Origin of the sequence: Streptomyces sp. 15-116A, from assembly GCF_025290915.1 — a bacterium.
In the GTDB taxonomy this organism is placed as follows: Bacteria; Actinomycetota; Actinomycetes; order Streptomycetales; family Streptomycetaceae; genus Streptomyces.
Genome location: NZ_JAOCQE010000092.1, coordinates 1 through 21,914, shown reverse-complemented (window position 1 = coordinate 21,914; position 21,914 = coordinate 1). Strand labels below are relative to the sequence as shown.

17 protein-coding genes and 8 pseudogenes are annotated in these 21,914 nt (G+C 70.7%); 12 read left to right on the top strand and 13 right to left on the bottom strand.

Annotated elements, in window-relative coordinates; all coding sequences use genetic code 11:
• Nucleotides 1-218: ATP-binding protein (locus N4P33_RS17170; RefSeq protein WP_399029618.1), on the top strand; the 218-nt coding region annotated here is incomplete at its 5' end.
• 13 nt (nucleotides 219-231) lie between these two features.
• On the opposite strand, the gene N4P33_RS17165 is transcribed toward N4P33_RS17170, so the two are convergent.
• Together N4P33_RS17165 and N4P33_RS17160 are read right to left on the bottom strand one after the other, a co-directional pair.
• Nucleotides 232-660, bottom strand: a complete 429-nt coding sequence (locus N4P33_RS17165; RefSeq protein ID WP_260827492.1) for a hypothetical protein — start codon at nucleotides 658-660, stop codon at nucleotides 232-234.
• 277 nt (nucleotides 661-937) lie between these two features.
• The gene (locus N4P33_RS17160; protein ID WP_260827491.1) at nucleotides 938-1,567 is read right to left on the bottom strand and encodes a transposase; all 630 of its coding nucleotides are present in this window, start codon (nucleotides 1,565-1,567) and stop codon (nucleotides 938-940) included.
• A gap of 870 nt (nucleotides 1,568-2,437) precedes the next feature.
• Here N4P33_RS17160 and N4P33_RS17155 point away from each other — a divergent pair.
• Together N4P33_RS17155 and N4P33_RS17150 are read left to right on the top strand one after the other, a co-directional pair.
• Complete coding sequence (locus N4P33_RS17155; RefSeq protein ID WP_260827490.1) at nucleotides 2,438-4,063, top strand: sulfatase-like hydrolase/transferase; 1,626 nt, start codon at nucleotides 2,438-2,440, stop codon at nucleotides 4,061-4,063.
• Between the two features lie 579 nt (nucleotides 4,064-4,642).
• Nucleotides 4,643-4,771: pseudogene (locus N4P33_RS17150) on the top strand (carbamate kinase); the annotation flags it as partial.
• A gap of 19 nt (nucleotides 4,772-4,790) precedes the next feature.
• On the opposite strand, the pseudogene N4P33_RS17145 reads toward N4P33_RS17150, so the two are convergent.
• A pseudogene (locus N4P33_RS17145) lies at nucleotides 4,791-5,307 on the bottom strand (STAS domain-containing protein); the annotation flags it as partial.
• A gap of 118 nt (nucleotides 5,308-5,425) precedes the next feature.
• Complete coding sequence (locus N4P33_RS17140) at nucleotides 5,426-5,821, bottom strand: hypothetical protein (RefSeq protein WP_260827489.1); 396 nt, start codon at nucleotides 5,819-5,821, stop codon at nucleotides 5,426-5,428.
• 319 nt (nucleotides 5,822-6,140) lie between these two features.
• Between N4P33_RS17140 and N4P33_RS17135 the strand changes: the two genes are divergently transcribed.
• Nucleotides 6,141-7,034 (top strand): universal stress protein, encoded by an 894-nt coding sequence (locus N4P33_RS17135; protein WP_260827488.1) that lies wholly within the window; start codon nucleotides 6,141-6,143, stop codon nucleotides 7,032-7,034.
• A gap of 95 nt (nucleotides 7,035-7,129) precedes the next feature.
• A complete protein-coding gene (locus N4P33_RS17130) occupies nucleotides 7,130-7,807 on the top strand; it encodes a CBS domain-containing protein (protein WP_260827487.1) in 678 nt (225 codons plus the stop codon).
• A gap of 114 nt (nucleotides 7,808-7,921) precedes the next feature.
• Here the strand turns inward: N4P33_RS17130 and N4P33_RS17125 are convergent, their stop codons facing one another.
• Nucleotides 7,922-8,833, bottom strand: a complete 912-nt coding sequence (locus tag N4P33_RS17125; RefSeq protein ID WP_260827486.1) for a pyridoxamine 5'-phosphate oxidase family protein — start codon at nucleotides 8,831-8,833, stop codon at nucleotides 7,922-7,924.
• A 199-nt stretch (nucleotides 8,834-9,032) separates the two neighbouring features.
• On the opposite strand from N4P33_RS17125, the pseudogene N4P33_RS17120 reads away from it, so the two are divergent.
• Nucleotides 9,033-9,477 (top strand): annotated as a pseudogene (locus N4P33_RS17120) (CBS domain-containing protein); the annotation flags it as partial.
• A 121-nt stretch (nucleotides 9,478-9,598) separates the two neighbouring features.
• Here the strand turns inward: N4P33_RS17120 and N4P33_RS17115 are convergent.
• Both N4P33_RS17115 and N4P33_RS17110 read right to left on the bottom strand, forming a co-directional pair.
• On the bottom strand, nucleotides 9,599-9,958 hold the full coding sequence (locus N4P33_RS17115) for an Hsp20/alpha crystallin family protein (RefSeq protein WP_399029613.1): 360 nt from the start codon (nucleotides 9,956-9,958) through the stop codon (nucleotides 9,599-9,601).
• A 187-nt stretch (nucleotides 9,959-10,145) separates the two neighbouring features.
• Nucleotides 10,146-10,430 (bottom strand): annotated as a pseudogene (locus N4P33_RS17110) (dsRBD fold-containing protein).
• 150 nt (nucleotides 10,431-10,580) lie between these two features.
• On the opposite strand from N4P33_RS17110, the gene N4P33_RS17105 reads away from it, so the two are divergent.
• The 3 genes from N4P33_RS17105 to N4P33_RS17095 all read left to right on the top strand — a co-directional run bounded on the left by N4P33_RS17105 (nucleotide 10,581) and on the right by N4P33_RS17095 (nucleotide 15,183).
• Complete coding sequence (locus N4P33_RS17105; protein ID WP_399029611.1) at nucleotides 10,581-11,498, top strand: alcohol dehydrogenase catalytic domain-containing protein; 918 nt, start codon at nucleotides 10,581-10,583, stop codon at nucleotides 11,496-11,498.
• Nucleotides 11,499-12,710: 1,212 nt separating this feature from the next.
• On the top strand, nucleotides 12,711-13,610 hold the full coding sequence (locus tag N4P33_RS17100; RefSeq protein WP_260827484.1) for a universal stress protein: 900 nt from the start codon (nucleotides 12,711-12,713) through the stop codon (nucleotides 13,608-13,610).
• Nucleotides 13,611-14,280: 670 nt separating this feature from the next.
• Nucleotides 14,281-15,183 (top strand): universal stress protein, encoded by a 903-nt coding sequence (locus tag N4P33_RS17095; protein ID WP_260827483.1) that lies wholly within the window; start codon nucleotides 14,281-14,283, stop codon nucleotides 15,181-15,183.
• A gap of 184 nt (nucleotides 15,184-15,367) precedes the next feature.
• Here the strand turns inward: N4P33_RS17095 and N4P33_RS17090 are convergent.
• From N4P33_RS17090 to N4P33_RS17080, 3 genes and pseudogenes are all read right to left on the bottom strand, one after another.
• Nucleotides 15,368-15,984: pseudogene (locus N4P33_RS17090) on the bottom strand (HAD family hydrolase); the annotation flags it as partial.
• A gap of 82 nt (nucleotides 15,985-16,066) precedes the next feature.
• The gene (locus N4P33_RS17085) at nucleotides 16,067-16,453 is read right to left on the bottom strand and encodes a universal stress protein (protein ID WP_260827482.1); all 387 of its coding nucleotides are present in this window, start codon (nucleotides 16,451-16,453) and stop codon (nucleotides 16,067-16,069) included.
• A 21-nt stretch (nucleotides 16,454-16,474) separates the two neighbouring features.
• A pseudogene (locus N4P33_RS17080) lies at nucleotides 16,475-16,570 on the bottom strand (aldehyde dehydrogenase); the annotation flags it as partial.
• Nucleotides 16,571-16,580: 10 nt separating this feature from the next.
• On the opposite strand from N4P33_RS17080, the pseudogene N4P33_RS17075 reads away from it, so the two are divergent.
• The 3 genes and pseudogenes from N4P33_RS17075 to N4P33_RS17065 all read left to right on the top strand — a co-directional run.
• Nucleotides 16,581-17,213, top strand: a pseudogene (locus N4P33_RS17075) (PEP/pyruvate-binding domain-containing protein); the annotation flags it as partial.
• A gap of 240 nt (nucleotides 17,214-17,453) precedes the next feature.
• A complete protein-coding gene (locus N4P33_RS17070) occupies nucleotides 17,454-17,867 on the top strand; it encodes an effector-associated constant component EACC1 (protein WP_260827493.1) in 414 nt (137 codons plus the stop codon).
• Nucleotides 17,845-19,023 (top strand): caspase, EACC1-associated type, encoded by a 1,179-nt coding sequence (locus N4P33_RS17065; RefSeq protein WP_260827481.1) that lies wholly within the window; start codon nucleotides 17,845-17,847, stop codon nucleotides 19,021-19,023. The genes N4P33_RS17070 and N4P33_RS17065 overlap by 23 nt, the downstream gene beginning before the upstream one ends.
• Nucleotides 19,024-19,175: 152 nt before the next feature.
• Here the strand turns inward: N4P33_RS17065 and N4P33_RS17060 are convergent, their stop codons facing one another.
• From N4P33_RS17060 to pflA, 3 genes and pseudogenes are all read right to left on the bottom strand, one after another.
• A complete protein-coding gene (locus tag N4P33_RS17060) occupies nucleotides 19,176-20,066 on the bottom strand; it encodes a universal stress protein (protein WP_260827480.1) in 891 nt (296 codons plus the stop codon).
• 176 nt (nucleotides 20,067-20,242) lie between these two features.
• Nucleotides 20,243-20,591: pseudogene (locus N4P33_RS17055) on the bottom strand (phosphoketolase); the annotation flags it as partial.
• Between the two features lie 614 nt (nucleotides 20,592-21,205).
• Nucleotides 21,206-21,914 (bottom strand): pyruvate formate-lyase-activating protein (gene pflA, locus N4P33_RS17045; protein ID WP_260827479.1); only part of this gene is annotated, 709 nt, incomplete at its 5' end.

The window sequence follows — 21,914 nt, the reverse complement described above, 5'->3', positions numbered from 1 at the left end:
CCGTCGAGGTCACCGCCGAGACGGACGGCACACGGCTCCACCTGCGCGTCGCCGACAACGGCAGGGGCATCGACCCGGCCGTCACCCGCCGCAGCGGCCTGGACAACCTCCGCCGGCGCGCCACCGAACTCGGCGGCAGCTTCACCCTCACGCCGAACGATCCCACCGGCACCATCGTGGAATGGACGGTCCCCCTCCCCGCCCAGGCGGAAGCCTGAGCTTGTTCTTTGTCTACCAATATCTTCCGGGCTTGCCGATGGCCTTGAGGGTCTCGGGGCGTTTGATGGTCTTGCCGACGTCGTAGCGGGGTGCCCAGTGTTTGTTCTTGACGCCGGGTGGCCGTCCGGGGCCGACGCCTCGAGGTTTGGGAACACGGGTCGGGCAGGCCAGGTGAGCGCGGATGTTCCTGAACCCTCGGCGGACACGGGCGGGGGTGAGCCGGCCGGAGGCAGCTGGTTTCTCCCAGGGGCGGCGGAGGTCCTTGGCGAGGGGCCGGGCACGCCGGAGCTGGGTGTGAGCGACGATCAGGATCCAGGTCCAGCGGTCCGCTGCCTCGGGACTACGGAGTTTCGGGGTGGTCCAGCCGAGCGTCTGCTTCGCGAAGCGGAAGGTGTGCTCCAGATCGAAGCGGCGGAGAAATGCCTGCCATAAACGCTCCACGTCGTCCGGGGTGGGCGCCGGTTTTGGAGGACCATGACCACACCGGCGGGGCATCACGGTCCTTCGACAGATGCTCGACCTTCAACCGGATCAACATGCCCTCAATCAGGGGCAGTTCACCGTCATGGTCGAGCCATGAGGATCGATGGGTGAGCCTTGGTGGACCCGGTCCCATGCCTGCGTCTCGGCCTTGCCGTAGTTGGTTGTTGCGGTGACCGTGGTGATCGCGGGCTCGGGCCAGGTCTCCGGCTTAGCGAAGCGGAATTCCGGGCCGTGCTTAGCGGCCGGCCGCCCTTCGGGTCGTAGACACGAGGCGGCTTCGGCAGTCGCATGACGCGGTCGGAGCGGACCGGCCGACCAGCTCGACCGGCAGATCGCGCAGGACCCAGGCCAGTCGGGTGACGTCATAGTCGGCATCGCTGACGATCACGATATCCGGGCCCCCCGGCCCGCCACTGACCGGCGGCGATGAGCCGTTCAACAACTCCCCGCAGCTGGGCGGCGGTGACCGCTGTGGCGTCGTCCACCGGTCCGAGCGGACCGCGTCCAGGATCGCGGTCCAAGAGGTGGCGCCCGGCTCCGGGACAGCGACGAAGGAGTAGGGCCAGCCCGGGATGAACTGCGACGCTGTCTTCGCCCGGCCATAGACATGGCAGAACAGCCGCTCAGCCGAGCACGGCGCGTCCGAACGAAGCCATGGCGACACATCGACGGCCAGGACCAAACGCCCGCCGTCGAACCGCGGCAGCGACAGCCCGGCCAGCACCGTCCGCACCTGCTCGATATCGATCCGGCCGTGGTTCAGGCCTCCGGACCGTTCGGCCCACGCCGGACAGGGGCTGATCAGGCCCTGACCAGGGACCGTCGGCACGGGGTGCCCGGACCGGATCCGAGGGACGGTGGTCAAGGGAGCGGCACCGATCCCTCACGGTGCCGCTCCCGACCGACGCACACCGGACGAGTCGATCGCCCAGCTGCCTGCGGAGCGGCGCCCCGTCCGTGCCTTGCTCGTCGAGAGCACCGTGCGAGCCGCGCCGGGACCGGAGGGCGGGCGGGACGACCGTGTCCGGGCGATGGTCCGCTGGACCTCGTCGGACGGTTCCACCCACATCGCCCGGGCCATCGTGGACCCCGGTCGCGAGGCCGGCTCGACGGAGCTGATCTGGTTCGACGACGAGGGACGAGGAACGTCTCGTCGCACCCCCGCCGACCGCCGCTCAGGCATCCGCTCAAGCCGGCCTTCTGAGCCTCTCGGCCGCGTTCGCTCTCGGGGGTCTGGTGTGCGTCGTGGGCCGGGTCGCGCGGTGACAGCCACGAACCACGTGTAACCCTGTGACCTTCCGCCGGGCAGCTGCGGTGCGGCGCTGCCCAACGTACAACGTACGGCTCGCGATACGGAATCTGGGACCCAGCAGCCCATCGACGTGGTCGTGAGGCCGCCGACCATGCGAGACGGCCTCGCTCCGGCCACGACGCCTGGGGGCAGGTGCTCGGGGCCTGACCGCAGGTTTGCAGCGGCGACAGCCGGCACCTGCCGACCGTGACGCTCGTGTGGCTGTCGGGACTGTCGTCACCCCAGTCAAAGCAGCATCTCGTTGAACAGCTCCGGTACACCATTCCAAGGCGCTCCCCCGGACGAATGCCACGTTGCCGCGCCTGGCGCGTTCACCCGCATACGGGCCTTAGATTCGGGCGAAATACACCGACTGCGTGTACGTGACGCGTTCGCGGCCGTCATTGGGGTACGGACACGCAGCACGTCGAAGGGTAGAGAGCCATGACGCGTCGTCCCAACATCCTGTTGATCGTCACCGATGAGGAACGTGCCGTGCTCCCGCGCCCCGACGGGTTCACGCTACCGGCGCGACAGCGGCTGGCCGAGCGGGGGACGGTCTTCCGGCAGTTCTACGCAGCCTCCGCGATGTGCAGCTCCGCCCGGTCCGTGCTCTACACCGGCCGGCACCTGCCCCTCACGGAGATCTACGACAACGACAACATGCCGTACATTCGCCCGCTCGATCCCGGCCTGGGCACGCTGGGCACGATGCTGCGCTCGGCCGGCTATTACTGCGCCTACCAGGGCAAGTGGCACCTGTCGAACGCGTACGTCACCCCCGACCGTCCCGCGCCGACGACGAATGCCCTGGAGCCGTACGGGTTCAGCGAGTTCAACGACTGGGGCGACATCGACGGCGGTGCGTGGGCGGGGCTGAAGATCGACCCCGTGATCGCTGGTCAGGCTGTGCGGTGGCTACGCAACCGGGCGCCGGTCGTGGCGGAGGACCAGCCGTGGTTCATGGCCGTCAACTTCGTGAATCCGCACGACATCATGAGCTTCGACTACGGCGGCTCTCCGCAGGTCCAGCTTCCGTTCGGTCTCGCTCACGCGGTGGTGGCGAGGGCAGCGGCAGACATTCCCGTGTACCGGAAGCGGTGGGACTTCGAGCTGCCCGTGAACCTGCACGACGACCTGTCCGGCGCGGCCCCCGCCGTGGCGGAGTACGCGCGCATGCTCGACACCGTATTCGGTCCGGTGGCCGACGACGCGCACTGGTACGACGGCCTGAACTTCTACCTCAACGCGCTGCGCGACGTGGACCGCAGCGTCGAGCTGGTGCTCGACGCGCTCGAGGCGTCGGGCCAGGCGGACCGTACCGTCGTCGTCTTCACAGCCGACCACGGGGAGATGGCGGGGTCTCACGGGCTGCGGCAGAAGGGCAACCTCGTCTACGACGAGAACTTTCACATCCCGTTCATCCTCTGCCACCCCGACGCCCCCGGCGGCGTCGGCACGGACGCCCTCGGCTCGGCGGTCGACATTGTCCCGACACTGCTCGACTGCGCAGGTGTCACGTCCTCCGAGATCGTCACCCGCTACCCAGGGCTCAAGGGACGTTCCCTGATGCCGGTCCTCGACGGCTCGGCGGTCCGTGAGGGAGTCCTGTCGGCGGTCGAGTCGCTCGTGACCCTGGATGCCTCGTTCTGGTTCGAGTTCGCCGACCCCGAAGCGCCTGCCCGGATCCAGTCCGGTGCCCTGCGCCCCGATTGGACCAAGCGCGGCTTCCTCCGCGGCTACACCGACGGCCGCTACACGTTCGGCCGGTACTTCTCCCCGCTGAGCCCGAACCGACCGGCCGACCTGGACACCCTGTACGCAGACAACGACGTCGTGCTCTACGACCGGCAGGAAGACCCGGCCGAGGTCCGCAATCTCGCCGCCGACCCTGCCCACCGGGACCTTGTCCTGCGGTATTCGCGTCTGCTGGAAGCGCTGATCGACGCCGAGATCGGTACTGACACGCGCGCCTGGGTGACGGAACGCCCGCGGCTGCTCGGCTGGCCCATCTGGCACGGCGACACCGACCAGCCGGCCGCCGCCGGGGCGGCGGCTTCCGAAGGATGAGGCCCGCACCGTCGGCATCGACAGCGGCGGGCATCGCGGGTCGTGACCTGGGCCTTGTCGGGGACGAAGCTGCAGACTGGGCCCTCCGGTGATACACCGGGCCGGCCCAGCGCCTTCGCGAGCACGAGCCGATGACTGAAAATTTCCCGCCGCCCACTGAACGACCAGGAACAACAGCGAGAACATGAGCGTTGCTGCGCTGAGTACCCCTACGCCGACGACCTTCAGCACGCCGACGGCGCACTCGGCGGTCACCTGACAGCCGTCGGCGATCCTCGGCAGAACCACTCCCAGGACGCACGCGACCGCAGCAGCGACGACCTGCGCAGCCCCCGCGCCCAACGCACTCTGGGGTCGGACCATGTGCTCAGCCGCCCGGCCCAGGCCGAACGGCATCGTCGGCGGGACGTCCACGGCAGTCTCCGAGCAGCAGCACGGTCGCAGCGAGGCAACGCTCGAACCATGGATGGGGTCACGCAAGGCGACATGCCGTGATTCATCCGAAGAGCGGCGGTGACATGGCTGCACACCTCGCCGGTCCGGAGCAGGTCGAGGCGGTCGAGAGCCCGACTCGTACCGATGAAGCCCAAGGCGGAGGCCGCGGCGCGGTTCGTCGAGCGCACGGGAGGGCTGGCCGCGATCGGGGCGCTCGACGCGGCGTACGAGATCGTCCACGGAAGCTCCGGCACGCTCGTGCGGCCGGAGCTGCCCACGTGTGAAGGCCCTGCTGAGATTCCGCCCAGTGACGGCAGGCGGTCACCGCCGTCGGCGGCGTCGGAAGGATTCGCTCGGCGCCGACGGACTCCGTCAGGCCATACGCGTCCGAGTCCTCGCACAGGTCCTGCTTCACCCGCGCGAGGGCGAACAGGATGCCGCGCCGGTCCAGTTCGAGGCGGGGCGCGTCAACGGCGTCCGACGCCGTGATGTCGACCTCCGGATCGGCCTCGGTGTTGAGGACGAACCAGCGCACCGGCCCCGGGCTCTCATCCACGACGGCCACTGCCCCGCGCCGGAAGTCCTCGGCGTTGGCGAAGAACAGCGGGGAGCCGTAGCGGTAGACGAGCAGGCCGGGAATCGTGCGGGCCCTGCGGGTAGGCGTCCACGTCGCGCATGCCGGCCGTACCGGGTACGAGCCCCTGCACGGCGTCGTGCGGGCGCGCCACCCGCGTGAACAGCCCGGTCACCGGCAGGCCGACGGCGACCAGCACGCCGCACAGGATGTCGAGGACCAGCGCCCCGGCAAGACGAGCTCGTGGCGGTGCCCGGACCTCTGCGGCGCGCGGTGGAACGCGAGCGCGCCACCGGTCTCGTGATCGCCGCACCCGCCTGACAGTCTCAGGGCGCGCATGCGTGTGGGCCGGTTCACGCCACCGGCGTGCCCGCCGTACCGCCACCGCGCCACGGCGGAGCCGTCGCCCTGCGCCCGGCCGACCAGGCATGCACCGCCTTGCCGATCTGCCGCCGCAACCGGTCCTGCAGCTGGTCGACGACCTCACGGCCGGTGGCTTCCTCGGCGGTCGCGACGACCGTACGGCTGCCGAACCGTACGTCGGCCGTGGCCGTCCACAGGCGGCCGGCGTGGTGCGCGGCGGCCTTCGCGATCCGCACCTCACCGGTGACCTCGGGCAGACCCGGCCGGTCCGCGACGGCATCGATCTTCTCGCGCGCGTAGGCGACCGTCTCCGCGTCCACGTCGCCGTCGGTGCGCAGTCGCACCGACGGGGTGGTCTCCGGCTCCGTCCTGCTGTCGGTCGTCATGCTCGTCTCCTTCGGGTCGGCCACGTGCCCGGTACTCGTTGCCCGCACGATGGCTGTCATCCCTGTCCAACAGCCACGGCCTCGCGTTTCTCGGCTGTTTCGGCGCCTTGGGCGAACCGGGGTCCAACGGCCCACCAGATCGGGCACACCGGCCCCAGGGACCGACCGGCAGCCGGGCCGGGCGGCGCCGACAAAGGCCGTTCGGCCCCCTGGAAAGGCCCCCCAGCCCCTGCCTCGGCCGGCCCCGTCCCGAGATCCTGATAGTGCAGGAGAGTCCGCAGAAGAGCGTGCGGACACCGGTTCCGGGGAGGTGTTGGCCGTGCTTCGCCCCGTTGTCGTAGGACTGGATGGTTCACGCGAGAGTCTCGCAGCCGCCGACTGGGCGGCCCGGGAGGCCCTGAGGCGTGGACTGCCGCTGCGGCTGGTGCACGCGTGGGAGAGCGGAACGTCGCCCGACGAGTCGGACCTGCCCGAGCTGGAGGCGCCACGCCACTGGGCGCGGCGGATCCTGCGCGGCGCCATGGACCGGCTCAACGAGCGCTACCCGCAGGTCTGTCTGAGCGCCGAGCAGATCCCCCGTCTCGCGGCCGACGCCCTGGTCGCGGCGGGAGACGAGTCCGAGCTGCTCGTCCTGGGCAGCAGGGCGTTCAGCGGCTTCGGCGGGTTCATGGCCGGTTCGGTCGCGCTGGCGACCGTGGCCCATGTGACGCGGCCCGTCGTGCTCGTGCGGTCCGATCAGACGCCCGAGGACGAGCACCTGCCGGACCAGGACGGCCGCCCCTCGCCGCGCACGCCGTACCGCGGCGTGGTGGTCGGCGTCGACCCGGCGCATTCGTGCGAGGAACTGCTCGCCTTCGCCTTCGAGAGCGCGGCTCTGCGTGCCGTGCCGCTGCGGGTGGTGTACGCCTGGCAGCTGCCGTACATGCCCAGCGCGGCCCAGGCGAAGGCGCGCAAGGCGGTGCACGCATCGGCCGAGAAGGCCCTGGCCGGGGTGCTCGGGCCATGGCGGGAGAAGTACCCCGCCGTCGAGGTCCGTGCGCTGGTCGAGGAAGGACGTCCGGCACAGCAGCTGCTCGACGCTTCGAAGGACGCCGGCCTGGTGGCCGTCGGCCGCAGGATCCGCCCGGCCAGGATCGGCACCCGCACCGGTCCGGTCGCGCACGCGGTGATGCACCACGTCCGCTGCCCGGTCGCGATCATCCCGCACGAGTGAGTCGTTCCTCCCGGTCCAGCCGGGTGCGACTGCTCGACCTGTACGCGTCCTACGGCGCGGGAGAGGTGCCCTGACGAGACGGGAGGAGGCCTGCGGTGCCTGAGACTCCGCACATCGTGAGCGATGTGATGACACAGACGGTGGTGGCCGTCGGACGCGACGCGTCCTTCAAGGAGATCGTGCAGACCATGGAGCGGTGGAAGGTCAGTGCCCTGCCGGTCCTGGAGGGTGAGGGGCGTGTCGTCGGGGTGGTTTCCGAAGCCGACCTGCTGCCCAAGGAGGAGTTCCGCGACAGCGTTCCGAACCTCTACGAGCAGCGTCAACGCCTGGCCGACCTCGCCAAGGCAGGCGCCGTGATGGCGGGGGAGCTCATGAGCACCCCCGCCATCACGGTGCACCCAGGTGCCACTCTGGCCCAGGCGGCCAGGATCATGGCCGTCCGGCGCGTCAAGCGGCTCCCGGTGATCGATGACGAGGGCATGCTGCGGGGCATCGTCAGCCGTTCCGATCTGCTGAAGGTGTTCCTCCGGTCCGACGAGGACATCGAGGAGGAGGTCCGCCGCACGGTGGTCGCGTGCCTCTTCCCCGCCCTCAGCCACACCATTCACGTGGACGTGCACGAGGGAGTCGTCACCCTGCGCGGGCAGATCCAGGACACCTCGCTCGTCTCGGTTGCCGCACGCCTGGTCCGCGCCGTGGAGGGCGTGGTGGACGTCGAGTCACAGCTGACCGGCGCTCCCGCCGCCCCGGCCGGACCGGAAAGCGCGCACTGACCTGTCAGCCGGGGCGGCGTGGGCAGATGGCGCATACTCGACAGCCATACGGGAGGCACCGGGGCGGGGCCTTCGGGAAGGGCACGGCCGGCTCGCGGACAGGTTCGCGCGCACTCACCGATCGGCCGGGCTGATGCGGCGGCCCGTGAGACGTGTGGGCCGGATGGACACCCACATGTCGCGCTCTCCGCCCGCCCATGCCTCGGTATGGGCGCGTTCGGCCAGCCGCCGTACGGCCTCGGGCTGCGTGACCACGCGCGCGGGGCCGACGGCGAGCACGCTCCAGCCCTGGCTCATGGCCTCGTCCACATGGTCGACCTCGAAGGCGACGTCCGTTCCCACCGCTGCTGCGGGGACAGAGTTCGGCGCGGTGCGGAAGGCGATCGCGTCATCGACGACCTCGTAGTTGACCGGGACGACCACAGGTCCCTCGGGCGTCGACACAGCGATACGCCCCACACCGTGCGTGGAGAGCCGGGCGCGGCATTCCTCCGGGCTGAGGTCGTTCAGCTGTGGGTGCAGGAGCGCGTGTCCCTGGCCGGGCGGCAGATCGACACCGCCCCCGCGCAGGGCTGCCACGCTGGTGCCCAGTGCGTCGGCCAGCCGGATGAGGGTGGCCAGGCTCGGATCGGCCGGATGTTCTTCGAGGTAGGCGAGATAGCCCGGCGCCATGCGGGCGCGGCGGGCGGTTTCAGCCCGGGTCAGACGCTGTCGCTCGCGTTCGGCGGCCACGCGTCGGCCGATGTCGCCGGGGCTGGGTACCCCGGCGAGCGGAGGCACGCCTGTCACTGCATCCGCCGCCTCACCCGGCGACTGGGAAGGCTCTGGGGCCCTCGCGTGCTCCAGGTGCCTGACGTGAGCATCGGGCCCGGGGAACACGAGCGTCACTTCGTGTGTATCCGACCACCGTACGTCGTAGGGAGGTGTCCCGTCCTCGTGGTGGAGTCCGACGATCTCGCCGTCGCGCCTGGTGGCGCCGGTCGTCGGGCTCTCGATGATGAGCTGGTCGCCGAGGTGAGCTCGCATGGTCGCCGCCCCTTCCTCAGAATGCTGCCGTGTATCCAACGTGCCACGCGGGAGGTGCCGCCGCACCGGACCAGGGACGACCCGAGTCCGTCGAGGGCCGAACGCGGGGCGCTACAACGTACCCTCCGCGCCGGCACGACCTCGCGGGTCATGAGCTCTGCGGCCGTTCGGTGCTGCGTGTCGACGCTCCTGGCGCGACATGCCGTTCAAGGAGATCGTCACGTTGCCGGCGGAGAACGATGTCACGGCCGTACCCGTCGTGGACGATACGGATCGCCCCATGGGGTGGTGTCCGAGGCTGATCCAGGCCGACTGGGCCAGGGCCGAGGAACTGATGCAGGCTCCCGCGGTGTGCGCGCACCCGGAGTGGAGCGTGGTGGGGCGGCCCGTCTGAGGGAGGTCCACCACGTCCAGCGCCTGCCCGTGGTGGTCGAGGCTGACCGGCTGCTCGGCATCGTCAGCCGCGGCGACCTGCTGCGGGATTGCGCCGTGACGACGCCATCCGTGACGAGAGCACCCAGGACGTGCTGCGGCGGACGACGAGGATCGAGTCCCCGGAGTGGACGGTCGAGGTGCGCGAGGGCCAGGTCACTCTCGGCGGATCCGTCGAGCTCCGGAGTCTGGTCCCCCTTGCCGACCGGTTGCGGGGGCCGACAGCGGAACCGCCGACCCTGTCTGCGGCGGACACCTGCCCGCCCAGTGTCTGCGCAGCCCCCACGCAGGCCGGCGTCCGCGCAGGCACCGGGCGTTCAGCGCCACCCTGGCTCAGCCGGAGATTTCGATGCGCTGTGGCCTGGCCTTCTCGGCCTTCGGAATGCGCACGGTGAGGATTCCGTTGGTCAGGTCCGCGCTGATGTGCTCGGTGTCGGAGTTCGGCGGCAGACTCGTGCGGTAGCCGAACTCCCCGACGTGGCGGGTATGCCGCCGGACCACACCCGTGCGTTCCTTCTCCTTGATCTCGCCGTGAACATCGAGCTCGCCCTCGCCGACCTCCACGGTGATCTGGTCCTTGTCCACACCGGGAAGCTCCAGCTCCACCAGGTAGGCGTCCTCGGTGTCTTCGACATCGGCCAGCGGGACCCACGCCTCGGCCGCGCCCTGCTCGGGGAAGCCGACACCAGGCATGGGGAAAGTGGAATGCATGAGCTGATCCATCCGGCTGCGGAGTTCCTCGAGCTCGTGGAAGGGGTTCCATGCGTGCGGCGCACCCCTGCTGCGACGTGCAGGAACAGTCATCGGTCATCCTCCTTGACTTCAGCGACGGGCAGTCCGGCCTCTCTCCGGAGCCGAGCCCGCTGTTCAGGGGCTTCGGTCACACGGGCCATCCGGCAATCTGGCGAGGGCTCGGCCCGGTCGCGCCCACTCCTTCCGTATCGCGCTCGGCGGCCTACACCAGCTGTCGGTCGAGGTCGTGCATGGTCCTGCCCGCCGCCAGTTCGCCGCCGATCTCCGGCACGTCCGCATGCTCCGGATCTCGGTGCACGGCCCCGTGGCCGGTGAGCACCGTGGTTCCGGTTTCGAGCACGGCACGTGCCTTCGTCGTTCCCTCGTCCTCGAAGAGGTAGAGGCGAACCTTCCACTCCACGGTATGCGGCATCGTTTTCCTCCTCACCTCGGTGCGGCCCGGTGCGATCGAGAAGCGCTTCGTTCCGGGCTCCGGGGCCGTCCGGCGACGGCCTGAGGCTCCTCCTCGAAGCTCGCCGACGCCTCCGTGCTCCGGTCCGGTGCCGGGCACGCCGGCGGTTCGATGCCGCGCACGCAGCGCACGGGCCGCCGTGTTGCCCGGGAGCCTTGCGGGGGTGGACCGTGGAGGGGGGAACAAGGGAGTGAGTATCGTGCGAGCGCTCGTTCGATCGTGCGCGTCGACGCCACCACGGTCTGCGGCAGCGATCTGCACATCATGCGGGGAGATCTACCCGAGGTGAAACCGGGGACGATCCTCGGCCACGAGGCCGTCGGAGAGGTCGTGGAGGCCGGCAGCGGCGTCCATTCCCTGCGCCCCGGTGACCAGGTGATCGTCTCGTCCGTCTCGGCCTGCGGCCACTGCCGAGCATGCCGCGACAGCCTGTACGGACAGTGCCGCGCGGGCGGTGGGTGGATCCTGGGGAGTCAGATCAACGGGACCCAGGCCGAGTCGGTGCGGGTGCCCTTCGCCGACTACTCCACCAACCGACGCCCCTCCGACCTCCCGCTCGACGACGCGGTCCTGCTCGCCGAAGTCCTGCCCACCGCCTACGAGGTAGGCGTGCGGAACGGACATGTGAGCCCCGGAGACACCGTCGTCGTGGTCGGCGCAGGCCCCGTCGGTCTCGCCGCGGCGGTCGTCGCGCGGCTCCACTCGCCCCGCCGTGTCATCGTGACGGACCTGTCCGCCGCTCGGCTGGAAGCCGCCCTCCGGGTGGGAGCAGATGCGGCGGAACTGCCCGGGAAGATGATCGCCGACCTGTCCGACGGGCCAGGCGCCGACGTGGTCATCGAGGCGTCTGGTGAACCGGAAGGCTTCGTCCTGTGCACCCGCGCCGTCCGCACGGGAGGGCACATCGCCAACATCGGCACGCACGGCAAGCCGGCCACGCTGCATCTCGACGGCATGGAAGAGGCCTACGAGATCTTCTCGCACGGCACAACCACGGGCGCCCTCAAAGTCGTACTGCACTGCAGGTGAAGAAGCCGGGGCGAGAGGGCTCCGTGCGGGCCGAAAAGAGGTGGACGGCCTCGGGGCGGACGGTGACGCCCAGTTGCTCGCCCTGCCGTGCTCCGGCCGTCCGGGAAGGCGGACAACGACCGGGACGGCGCCCTGGCCGGTCTTGGCGGTCCCGCGGAGACAGGCGACAGCACTTGTGTCCACGACCGCGCCGACCACGAGATCCAGTGCCGGGGTCCGAAGGTCCTCGCCACGTGACGCTGCGGGGCCGTCCGGGCGATGTGCGGAGCGCTCCCGCGACGGGGAGTGGGCAGGCGCTCCCGACACGTGCCACGCCCGCGTACGGGGGCTTCTCGCGGAGGGGACCGGCCGATTTCTCGGATGGGAGATCGCGCTTGATTGCCACGGGCCCACGCAGAATTTTCGACGTCACGATCCCCTGCACGGCGAGCCGTTCGTGCGCCGACAAGTTCAGGGCGTTCTGGGAGCCCCAGGAGGACGGCCGCGCGGCGATCGAGGACACGGGGGTCGCGGGCCGGGATACCGGCAGCCGCGTCCGAGAGCGGAAGGCCCGGTCTCCTCCTCGCCCCCAGGCCCCGGCCCGCGCGACGGTCTTGCCCTCGCCGTGTGCGGCGCAGGACGCGGCCGGTTCCGGGGAGCGCGGGAAAGGGACGTTCAGGGACTGCGCCGGGGCCGGTCGGCTCATGTGCTGTGCGGCGTGTCGGTGTTGACTGCAGGCGGGAGACCGGTATCGGCCCGGAAGGGGGCGAGAACAGTGAGGACGAGTCACTCACCGGCGGTCTGGGAACGCCTCGCGATCCTCTTGGTCGGGGCGACGGGCTTGGCCTTCGCTCTCACGACGGCACATGACGCTCTCGCCCTTCGCCGGCTGCGCCGACGGATGGACCGGACGCAGGCGCACGTGCAGGCGCAGCCGCCGTCCGGGCCAAAGGACGAGAACCCGTATCCCGGTCCGGTGGCCCTGGGGGGCCGGGGACAACCACGTCGCACACGGCCCGCAGCGGCGTGACGCACCCGCCGGCTGCCCGCCGACAGCAAGGGGCGCGGCCGCCATCGGTGTCCAGTGGCATGTGCGCCGACAGCTGGCCTCCAGGACAGGCCGCGGCTCTCCTGGGCCGGTCGGTCCCGATCAGGGACCTGCGGCCCCTCCACCGCCCGGCCCCGGCACACGACGCTGAAACCGGTAAACCCTTGACGCAGGAGGAGGAAATCATGCCCCGTACTGTCACCGTGGGCCTCGATGGTTCAGCGGAGAGCCGGGCCGCCGCCGAGTGGGCGGCGCGCGAGGCGAGGCTGCGCGGTCTTCCGCTGAAGCTGGTGCAGGTCTGGGAGCCGGTCCCGGAACCCCTGGCGGAGGCCCCGCTGCTCGGGGCCGAGACCCATCAGCACTGGAGCGAGCGGATCCCCCGTGAGGCCGCCGCGGACATCCGGCGGCGCCACCCCGGGGTGGAGGTCACCGCCGAGCATCTCACCGGCCGGTCCTACGAGGTCCTGCCCCGCCTGGCCAAGGAAGCCGAGCTGCTCGTGCTGGGCTCCCGGGGCCTGAGCGGGATCGGCGGGTTCATGGTGGGTTCCGTCGGCATGATGGTCCTCGCCCAGGCGGAGCGGCCCGTCGTACTGGTGCGCTCAGGGGAACAGGCCGCCGACGAACACGAGACGGACCTGGCCGGAAACCCGTCCGAGGCCACCCCGTTCCGGCCCGTCGTCCTGGGCCTGGACACCGCGAGCCCCGACGCCTCGGTGCTCGAGTTCGCCTGCGAGGCCGCCGCCCACCGCGCTGCATCCCTGCGGGTCGTCCACGGCTGGGGCCTGCCGCCCTACTACGCCTACGGCATCCCGTCCGACGTCGCCGACGCGCTCACCCGGCAGCAGGCCGACGCCCTGACCGAGGTCCTGCGCCCATGGCGGGCCAAGTTCCCGGAGGTCGAGATCGTGGCGGAGTCCCGCTCCGGCAAGGCCGCCGAAGTCCTGGTCGACGCCGCCCGCGACGCGTCCCTGATGGTCGTCGGCCGCCGGATCCGCCGCAGCCCGTTCGGCGCACACATCGGTCCGGTCACCCATGCGGTCCTGCACCACGCCACCGCCCCCGTCGCGGTCGTCGCGCACTACTGACACCGGGTCACCCGCACCACGGCGAGCTGCCGGCCGGGCTCTGCCTGGTGCGTGCGGCGTCCAGGCCGAGGCCCGCGCCCGACGCGCGGGCTGGTTCGGCCCGGCCGGCGGTGAGCGCGTGGCGGCGAGGGGTGTACGGCTCCTGCTGCGTGGCGGCGCGTGCGCAGCCGCTGGACGGACCCGCCGGCGCGGGCGCCGCTGTGCCCCAGGCTCGTGGCACAGGGGGTGGCACATGAGCACAGCGCCGATGACCCCATCGTCCGGCGGTCACCACCCGGCTCCGCGTCGGCCGACAGCACTCGGTAGACGGCCGCGCGGGCACGGACGGGGCTGTCGGTCCGATCCGCATCAGATCGGCCGCAAACCGGTGGCCCTCGCCGGCGTCCACTGCATCACAGCAGGACCACGCCCGCGGCCTGGCTTCGGCACCGGCCCCCGTCCGCGGGCCGGACGCGCCCCCGCTGTGTCGCACGAGGCCGGGACGGTACGGGCCCCGTGCGGATCAGTCCGACAGCCGGCCGGACCTGAACACGAGGGCGCCGCCTGCCAGTTGGTCCCGTGTCGGCAAGGCCGAACGGTCCTTGGCGGGGACCCTGCGGCCCATGCCCGCCAGGCCGTCGTCACGGGACGCTGGTAACGACCAGAGGACCGAGCGCAGGAGGTGCGCGACATGCTTCCACCCATCGTCGCCGCAGTGGACGGCTCCGTGGAGAGTCTGGCCGCCGCCGAGTGGGCGGCCCGCGAGGCGCTGCGCCGCGAACGGCCGCTGCGTCTGGTGCACGCCTGGAACTGGCATCCCCGCCGGCCCGAGCAGGAGATCGCGAACGCAGCTCAGCGGCATCTGGCGCGTCGTGTGCTGCGCCAGGCGACGGACCGTATCCGTGCGACGTACCCACGTGTCCGCCTCGACGACAGGCAGGTCGAGGGCCCAGCCACCACCGCCCTGTTGAACGCCGCCGAGGAGGCGGAACTGCTGGTGCTGGGCTCGCGGGGGCTGAGCGGTTTCACCGGATTGCTGGTGGGGTCCGTCGCGCTCGGAGTGGTGGCGAAGGCCACCCGCCCCGTCGCCCTGGTACGAGCGGGTGAGGAGGCGGAGGACGAGCATCTCCCGGCGGACGACGGGAGCGCGTCCACCGGGACCGGCAACCGGGACGTGGTCCTCGGCATCGACCTGGGCGACCCCTGCGACGAGGTGATCGAGTTCGCCTTCGAGGCTGCCCGGCTGCGCGGCGCGCGCCTGAAGGTCGTCCACGCATGGCAGGCGCCCCCTCCCCTCGCCCTGGGGCCGGGAGAGATCGGACTGGTCTCCGCCCCGGAGCGTGAGGAGGAGTGGCACGGGTTCCTGTCCGCCGTGCTCCAGGCGTGGCGGGAGAAGTATCCGGAAGTCGATGTCGTCGAGTCCGTGACGGAGGGCACGGCGCGGGGCGCGCTGGTCCGGGCGGCCACCGGGGCGGGCCTGCTCGTGGTCGGGCACCGGCTCACCGGCCGGCCGACGGTCCCGCGCACCGGTCCCGTCACCCACGCGGTGATCCATCACGCCGGCTGCCCGGTGGCGGTCGTCCCTCACCAGTGAGCAGAACCGGCCGTCAGTTCTCGACGACTACAAGCCTTACCTGGACGACCGGTGGAACGAGGGCACTACCAGCGCGTTCGAGCCTACCTGCACAAGAAGCGCACCTCCCCGCGACCGGTGGTCGCCCGTCCACCCTCGCCCCGAACGGTCGCCGGTGCAGTCCGTCATGTGCGGGCTCCTTCGGGAGCAGTTCACCCAGGTCGGATACGACGATGTCGGCGCCGTGACGCCGCAGCCGCACCCCCGTGGACGGATCGCCGGTCCGGTCGACGCCGATGACGAGCCCGAAGCCGCCGCGCCTGCCCGCCTCGACGCCGGCCAGGGCGTCCCCGACGACGGCCGTGCGCTCCGGCAGGCTGTCGAGCCTGCGGGCCGCCTCCAGGAACAGGGCGGGGTCAGGTTTGCCGGGCAGCTTCACCGGGCGGCCTCACTCCCGTCGACAAGCGCTTCGAAGAGGGGCAACACGTCTGTGCGCTGGAGGAGTTCACGGGCGTGCCGGGACGCGGAGGCCGCGGCGAGGCGAACGCCCCGGGCGCTCGGGGCGTGCAGGAGACGCACCGTTTCGGGGTACGCGGGGATGGCGCCCGCGCGCAGCCGCTCGACGAACAGCCTCTCCTTGTCGGCGGCCACCTCCGCCACCGTGGCATCGGACGGGCGCAGTCCGCGGGAGGCGAGAAAGGAAGCCGCGCCGTCCAGCCGGGACTTGCCGTCCACGAACCGCAGATGGTCCTCACCCGCGTCGAACGGCCGCCGCTGGGCGGGATCGGTCGGTGGATGCTCGCGCAGGTAGGCGTCAAAGGCCTCAACGCCCTTGAGATGTAAGGAGATTCCAGTCACGAGGTGGTCCCCCGATGGCGGAGCGCGAACTCGAACGGTACACGGATCAGCCGTGCTGCGGTACGACGGCCACGGGGCAGTCGGTGTGGTGCGGCACGGCGCCGGCGCGGCCGGGCCGCAGGCCGAGGATCCTGTGACGACGCCGTGCTCCGACCACCAGCAGGTCGGCGTCGGTCGTACGGTCGAGGAGGACCTTCCGTGCGGGCCCTTCGACGACGGTGCGGTGCACCTGAACGGCCGGGTGTCCCCGTGCCGGAACATTCAGGGCGTCCTCCAGGAGCCGTGTGGCGTGCTGCTGGTGGCAGTGGGCCAGCTCCCCTGCCGGCAGTGGGCGGTCGGCCGTCTCGGGCGCCGGGCAGCGCCATGCGCGTACCGCGTCCAGCACGCTGTGGCGCGCCTCGGCTTCCCGGAAGGCGAAACCGATGGGGATCACCTGCCGGTACGGTCTGCTGTCCTACGTGGTCAGCCGGGCGGCGACGTACTCGGTGAGGTCGAGCAGCCGGTTGGTGTAGCCCCACTCGTTGTCGTACCAGCCGAAGACCTTGACCAGTTCATTCACCACCGGTGCCGAGCCGGAGGGGATGCTCGGGGAGGTCTCCCGGCACCTCGCCGCGCTGGAGGATTCCGCCGGGCGGCGCCTGGGGCAGCCGGACGATCCGCTGCTGCTGTCCGTCCGCTCCGGGGCGCGCTTCTCCATGCCCGGCATGATGGAGACGGTCCTGGACATCGGCCTGAACGACGACTCCGTGCTGGGTCTGGCCAAGGCTTCCGGCAACGAGCGCTTCGCCTTGGACTCCTACCGCCGCCTCGTGCAGATGTTCGGCAGCACGGTCATGGGCGTCGACTCCGCCCTGTTCGAGCAGGCCATGACGTTCCTCAAGGAGACCCGCGGCGTCCCGGACGACGTCCACCTCGACGCGGGTGACCTCGCCGAACTCGTGGAGACGTACAAGAACGTGATCCGCCTGGAGACCGGCGAGTACTTCCCGCAGTCTCCCGCCGAGCAGCTGCGCCGGGCGATCCTGGCCGTCTTCGAGTCCTGGAACGGTGAGCGGGCACGCCTGTACCGGCGGCGCGAACACATCCCGGACGACCTCGGCACCGCGGTCACCATCCAGCGCATGGTGTACGGCAATCCCGGCCCCGGCTCCGGCAGCGGAGTCGCCTTCACTCGTGATCCGGCCACCGGCCAGAAACCGGCCCTACTCGACCGTCCCCGCCGCACGCACGCAGCGTGTCCGAGGGAACGGCGGGTTCCTGGCAGCTGGTTCGCAATCAGCCAGGAAAGGCGGCAGAGCGGGTTGTGACCTCGACTCCACTGCGCGTTCGGAACCCTTCAGCCGGCCGGTGAGCGCTCGGGTGGCCAGTTGCGCGACGGTGCCGATCAGGCCTGGGTCTCGTCGGCTGAGTCGTCACGGCAAGGTCCGCACGATGTGTTGTGCTTGTATTGTCGCCGTCGACTGGATAACAGGTGCGGGGGTGGGGAGTTGGACGCGAGGATTGCCATCGCAGGCGGGGACGACGGTGATCTTCCCTCTTTGCACCAGTGGCTGACCGGCGAGGACGGGCTACGAGGGTCCGTCAGGGTCGGTATGCGGCCGATCGGTGAGACCGAGCTGGGGTCGGCCGGCGACCTCCTCGTGGTGGCCCTGGGCGCAGGGGGAGCGGGCTCGGTACTGAGTTCAGCGCTGATCACCTGGCTGAAGACCCGTCGGACCTCGGCGAAGATCACTGTCGAGGCCGCGGGCCGTTCGGTCACCCTGGAGATCGACACGCTCCGCGACGCCACACCGCTGCTGGAGGAGGTCCTGCGAGCCGGCCGCGATGATGCCGACAACGAGGCCTGAGCCCGGTCCCCCGGCAGGATCCCATGCGCTGCTGATCGGCGTCCCCGAGTACGAGCACCCGGAGTTCACACCGATCCCGGCGGTGCGCAACAGCTTGCAGGCCGTACGCGACCTCCTGTGCGACGAGGTGCTGTGCGGCTGGAAGAGCCATCAGGTCACGGTGATCGACGACGTACCGACAGCGTCCGAGCTTGCCGTGCAAGTCGCTGACCTGGCCGAGAAGGTTACGGGCAACCTTCTCCTGTACTACGTCGGTCACGGGATGCTCTCACCGGCCGGGGAGCTGTGCCTGGTGATGCCCGGGACACGGCCGGACCGCCCGACGATCACCGGCCTCGCTTGGGGGCACGTGGCCGAGGCGCTCCGGCTGAGCCCCGCGAAGGCCCGCATCACGATCCTGGACTGCTGTTTCGCGGGCCGGGCCATCGAAGCGCTCACCACCGACGGGCAGGCACTGGCCGACCTCGCGTTCGTCCAGGGCGCCTACACACTGACCGCCACCAGCCGCAACCGCACCGCACATGTCCCGCCGCTGAGTGAACAGGACACTCGGTCCACCTCGTTCACCGGGCAGCTGTGCGACCTCGTGCGCTGCGGTATCCCCGGGAAGGCGGCGCATCTGACCTTCAACGACATCTACCCTGTGCTGCGCGCCCGGCTGCACGCCAGTGGCCTGCCCGTTCCCAACCAGCGAGGCACCGACACCGCGGGGCAGATCGTCTTCGCCCGCAACGCGGCATCCGCACCCGTATCCCTCCGCGCCGAGCCGACGATCAGCGGAAACCCGGTGATTCTTGAATCAGGAGGTCCGTTCGAGGAGCGTGTGGACCGCGTGGTGGCCGCATGGGCCGCCCGCGGACAGCACGGGGACTGGCTGGTGAACGGAACCGCCTTCTTCGCCCTGTACATGTGGTGGCACGATCGCGAACAGATGCACCAGGCCAGCCCCATCATTCACGCCTACGTAGAGTCCTCGTACGAGTCCCTGGGGGGCAAGACCGGTTGGGATCATCTGCTCCATCAACGGGTGCGCTGCGCCTGTCACGATGAGTTCTGGCGGATGGAGAACATCAACATCTGCCTCGGCTGCCTGCGGTACCAGTGCTACCTGCTCGGCCGGGAATGCGAGGCATGCGGCGGCCGAATCGTGGGATAGCCACTGTGGGTCGGCAGATACCGCTCGATACTGAGCGCCAAGCTGGCCACCGCGGTGAAACAGACCGTGGACCACGCGCCCCGCATACGCCCGGCCCGACCACCGGATCCCGCTCACCGCGGCGGACGGCACCGCGGTCTCCTGACCTGCACTCAGTCGTGCGGGATCACCGCGACCGGCGCCACGGCGTCGTGAAGCACGGCGTGGGTCACGGGTCCGATGCGCGGGCCGACCGTCGAGGGGCGGCGGCGACGGCCGACGACGACCAGTGCCGCGTCCCGCGACGCGTCCGCCAGATGGGAACCGGGCGCTCCGACCACGACCTGCTCGGTCACCTCGACACCGGGGTACTTGTCCCTCCAAGGGGCCAGGGCATCGGTGAGGCTGGCTGGTTCGCCTCGCAGTTCGGCGTCGAGGGTGTCACCGTCGTCGTTCCCCGACGGGCTCCAGCTGTGGATGATCCGCAGCGCTGCCGCACGTCGGGAGGCGGCTTCGAAGGCGAACTCGATCACGGCATCGTGCGGATCCCGCAGGTCGAGGCCAAGGACGACGTCACGGAACGGGGTGGACTCGGACCTGTTGCCGGACGCGTCCGACACGTGCTCGTCCTCGGCGCGCTCGCCGGCCCGCACCAGAACCACCGGCCGTCGGCTACGGGCCACGACCGCCGGCGCGACGGATCCGAGCAGGAGACCCGCCACGCCGCTCAGGCCCCGGGAGCCCAGCACCAGCAGGTCGGCCTCCCTGGCGGCGATCGGCAGTGCCGTCGCGGGGTGCCCGTCGACCTGATCGGTGGTGATCCGCAGACCGCGGTGACGGTGTGTGAGGGCCGCGTCGACCTCGCGCAGCATGTGCGCGGAGCGATCGGCACCCGGAGGCGGCACGGTCTCCCCGGCGAACGGTACGTAGGCGTACGGCGGTTGCTCTCCTGCGTATACAACGCGCAGTTCGGCCGTGCGGAGAACGGCTTCACGGGCGGCCCAGTCGGCCGCGGCAAGGCTCTCGGGTGAGCCGTCCACACCGACGACGACGGTACGGGGCATCGAGGATCTCCTCCAGTTGATACGGGTTCAGCGGGATGGGTCGGTGACAGGAGCTCAGTCGGGAGCCGGCGGGGACGCCGACTGTTGCGTCATCAATGTCCCGCTTCTGCGCCGGGGTTCGGAGGGGCTGCGAGGCCCGGACAACGGGGTCGAACGTCCCTGTCCGGAAGGCCCGTTCAGCCGTCCCAGATCCCGTCCGCGACCTCGGGCACGTCGCTTCCGTTCTCACAGCTCCGGGCCTGGAGGCGCACTCGGGCGTCCTCTGTCCGCTGCTGTACGGCGGCGCGCACCGCGAGGCCGGGACACGGTCGATCACGTCCGTGACGAGCCGATAGCGGTCCGGGTTGCGGGTGAAGAGGGCGTCGTACTCCGCGTCCGGCACGCCGTGCGGGTGCACCTCCTGCAGCAGCCGGGCCAGGTCGACGACATCAACCACCCGCACGGCCAGTTCCGGTACGTGCCGGCTCCTAGCAACTACGCGCCGGCCAGCACCTGTTGGGTGGGGACATCACCCACGACCGCGAGGCGGCCTAAGGCCTGACTGCCGCCGCTGGATCGCTCCATGACCTGCCGTTTCTACCGTGATGGCAGGCAAGTGCCACGTGGGGAATCCGCGGGAAAGTGAATGCCCCTTCGCCAGGGCGTCCGTAAGCAGGCGCGATGGCCAGCTCATGGACCCGTGTACATCAGGAACTCGGCATTCCGCCCGGCCCCGTCACCTACGAGATGATCGAACAGGCGGCGGGCGAGATCGACGGCGAGCGGGATGATCTCGACTGGAAGCGCGAGCTTCCGAAGAAGCCCGAACTGGGCGAGTGGAACGAGTTCGCGAAGGACGTCGCTGCGATGGCCAACGCTCGCGGCGGCCTGCTCATCTACGGCTTCCGCAACGCACCCAGAGCGTCCTCGTGGTCGACGTCCCCGCGAGCCCCATGGCGCCGCACTTCATTCTCGGAACCTCGCCCCGCGAGAAGCAACCGCGTACACGATGCAGCCCGGCGCCACGGCGTACCGCCTCCTCGGCGGCCCAGTCCAGCGCCCGTACGGCGATCAATGAGCCGTTCACTCCGACGACCACGGGTTGAGTGGTCATGCTCGTGTCTCCCTTCTGTGCTTCCGCGCTCGAAGTGCGTTGTGGTTCACAGCGCCCGCACGCCGTGTTCCCGGAACTGCTCGCACACCCGGTCGATCAGTTCGGGGCCGGGCACGGGGGTGTCGCGCAGCGGGAAGGGGACGCCGAGGGCGTCGTACTTGTGGGCGCCGAGCTTGTGGAAGGGCAGGACGTCCACCCGGTCGACGTTGCCCAGCCCGGCCAGGAACCCGCCCAGCCCGTCTACGGCCCGCGGGTCGTCGGTCCAGCCGGGGACGAGGACATAACGGACCCACACCGGGACGCCGAGCCGGTCCAGTCGAGTGGCGAAATTGAGGGTTGGGGACAGTTCGCCGCCGGTCAGCTTCCGGTAGGTCCGGACGTCGAAGGACTTGATGTCCAGCAGGACCAGGTCAGTATCGGCGAGCAGTTCGTCGGTCGCGCGGGCGCCGAGGAAGCCGGAGGTGTCGAGGGCGGTGTGCAGACCGAGTTCCTTGCAGCGGCGCAGGATCGCGGCCGTGAATGCCGGTTGCAGCAGGGCTTCGCCGCCGGTGAGCGTCACGCCCCCGCCCGCCCTGGTGATGAAGGGCCGGTAGCGCTCGATGCGGGCCGTGATCTCGTCGACGGTCGTCTCCTTGCCGTCGCGCATGTGCCAGGTGTCGGGGTTGGCGCAGTACAGGCAGCGCAGGGGGCAGCCGCTGAGGAAGAGCACGAACCGGGTCCCGGGACCGTCCACTCCCGTGGACAGGTCCCAGGAG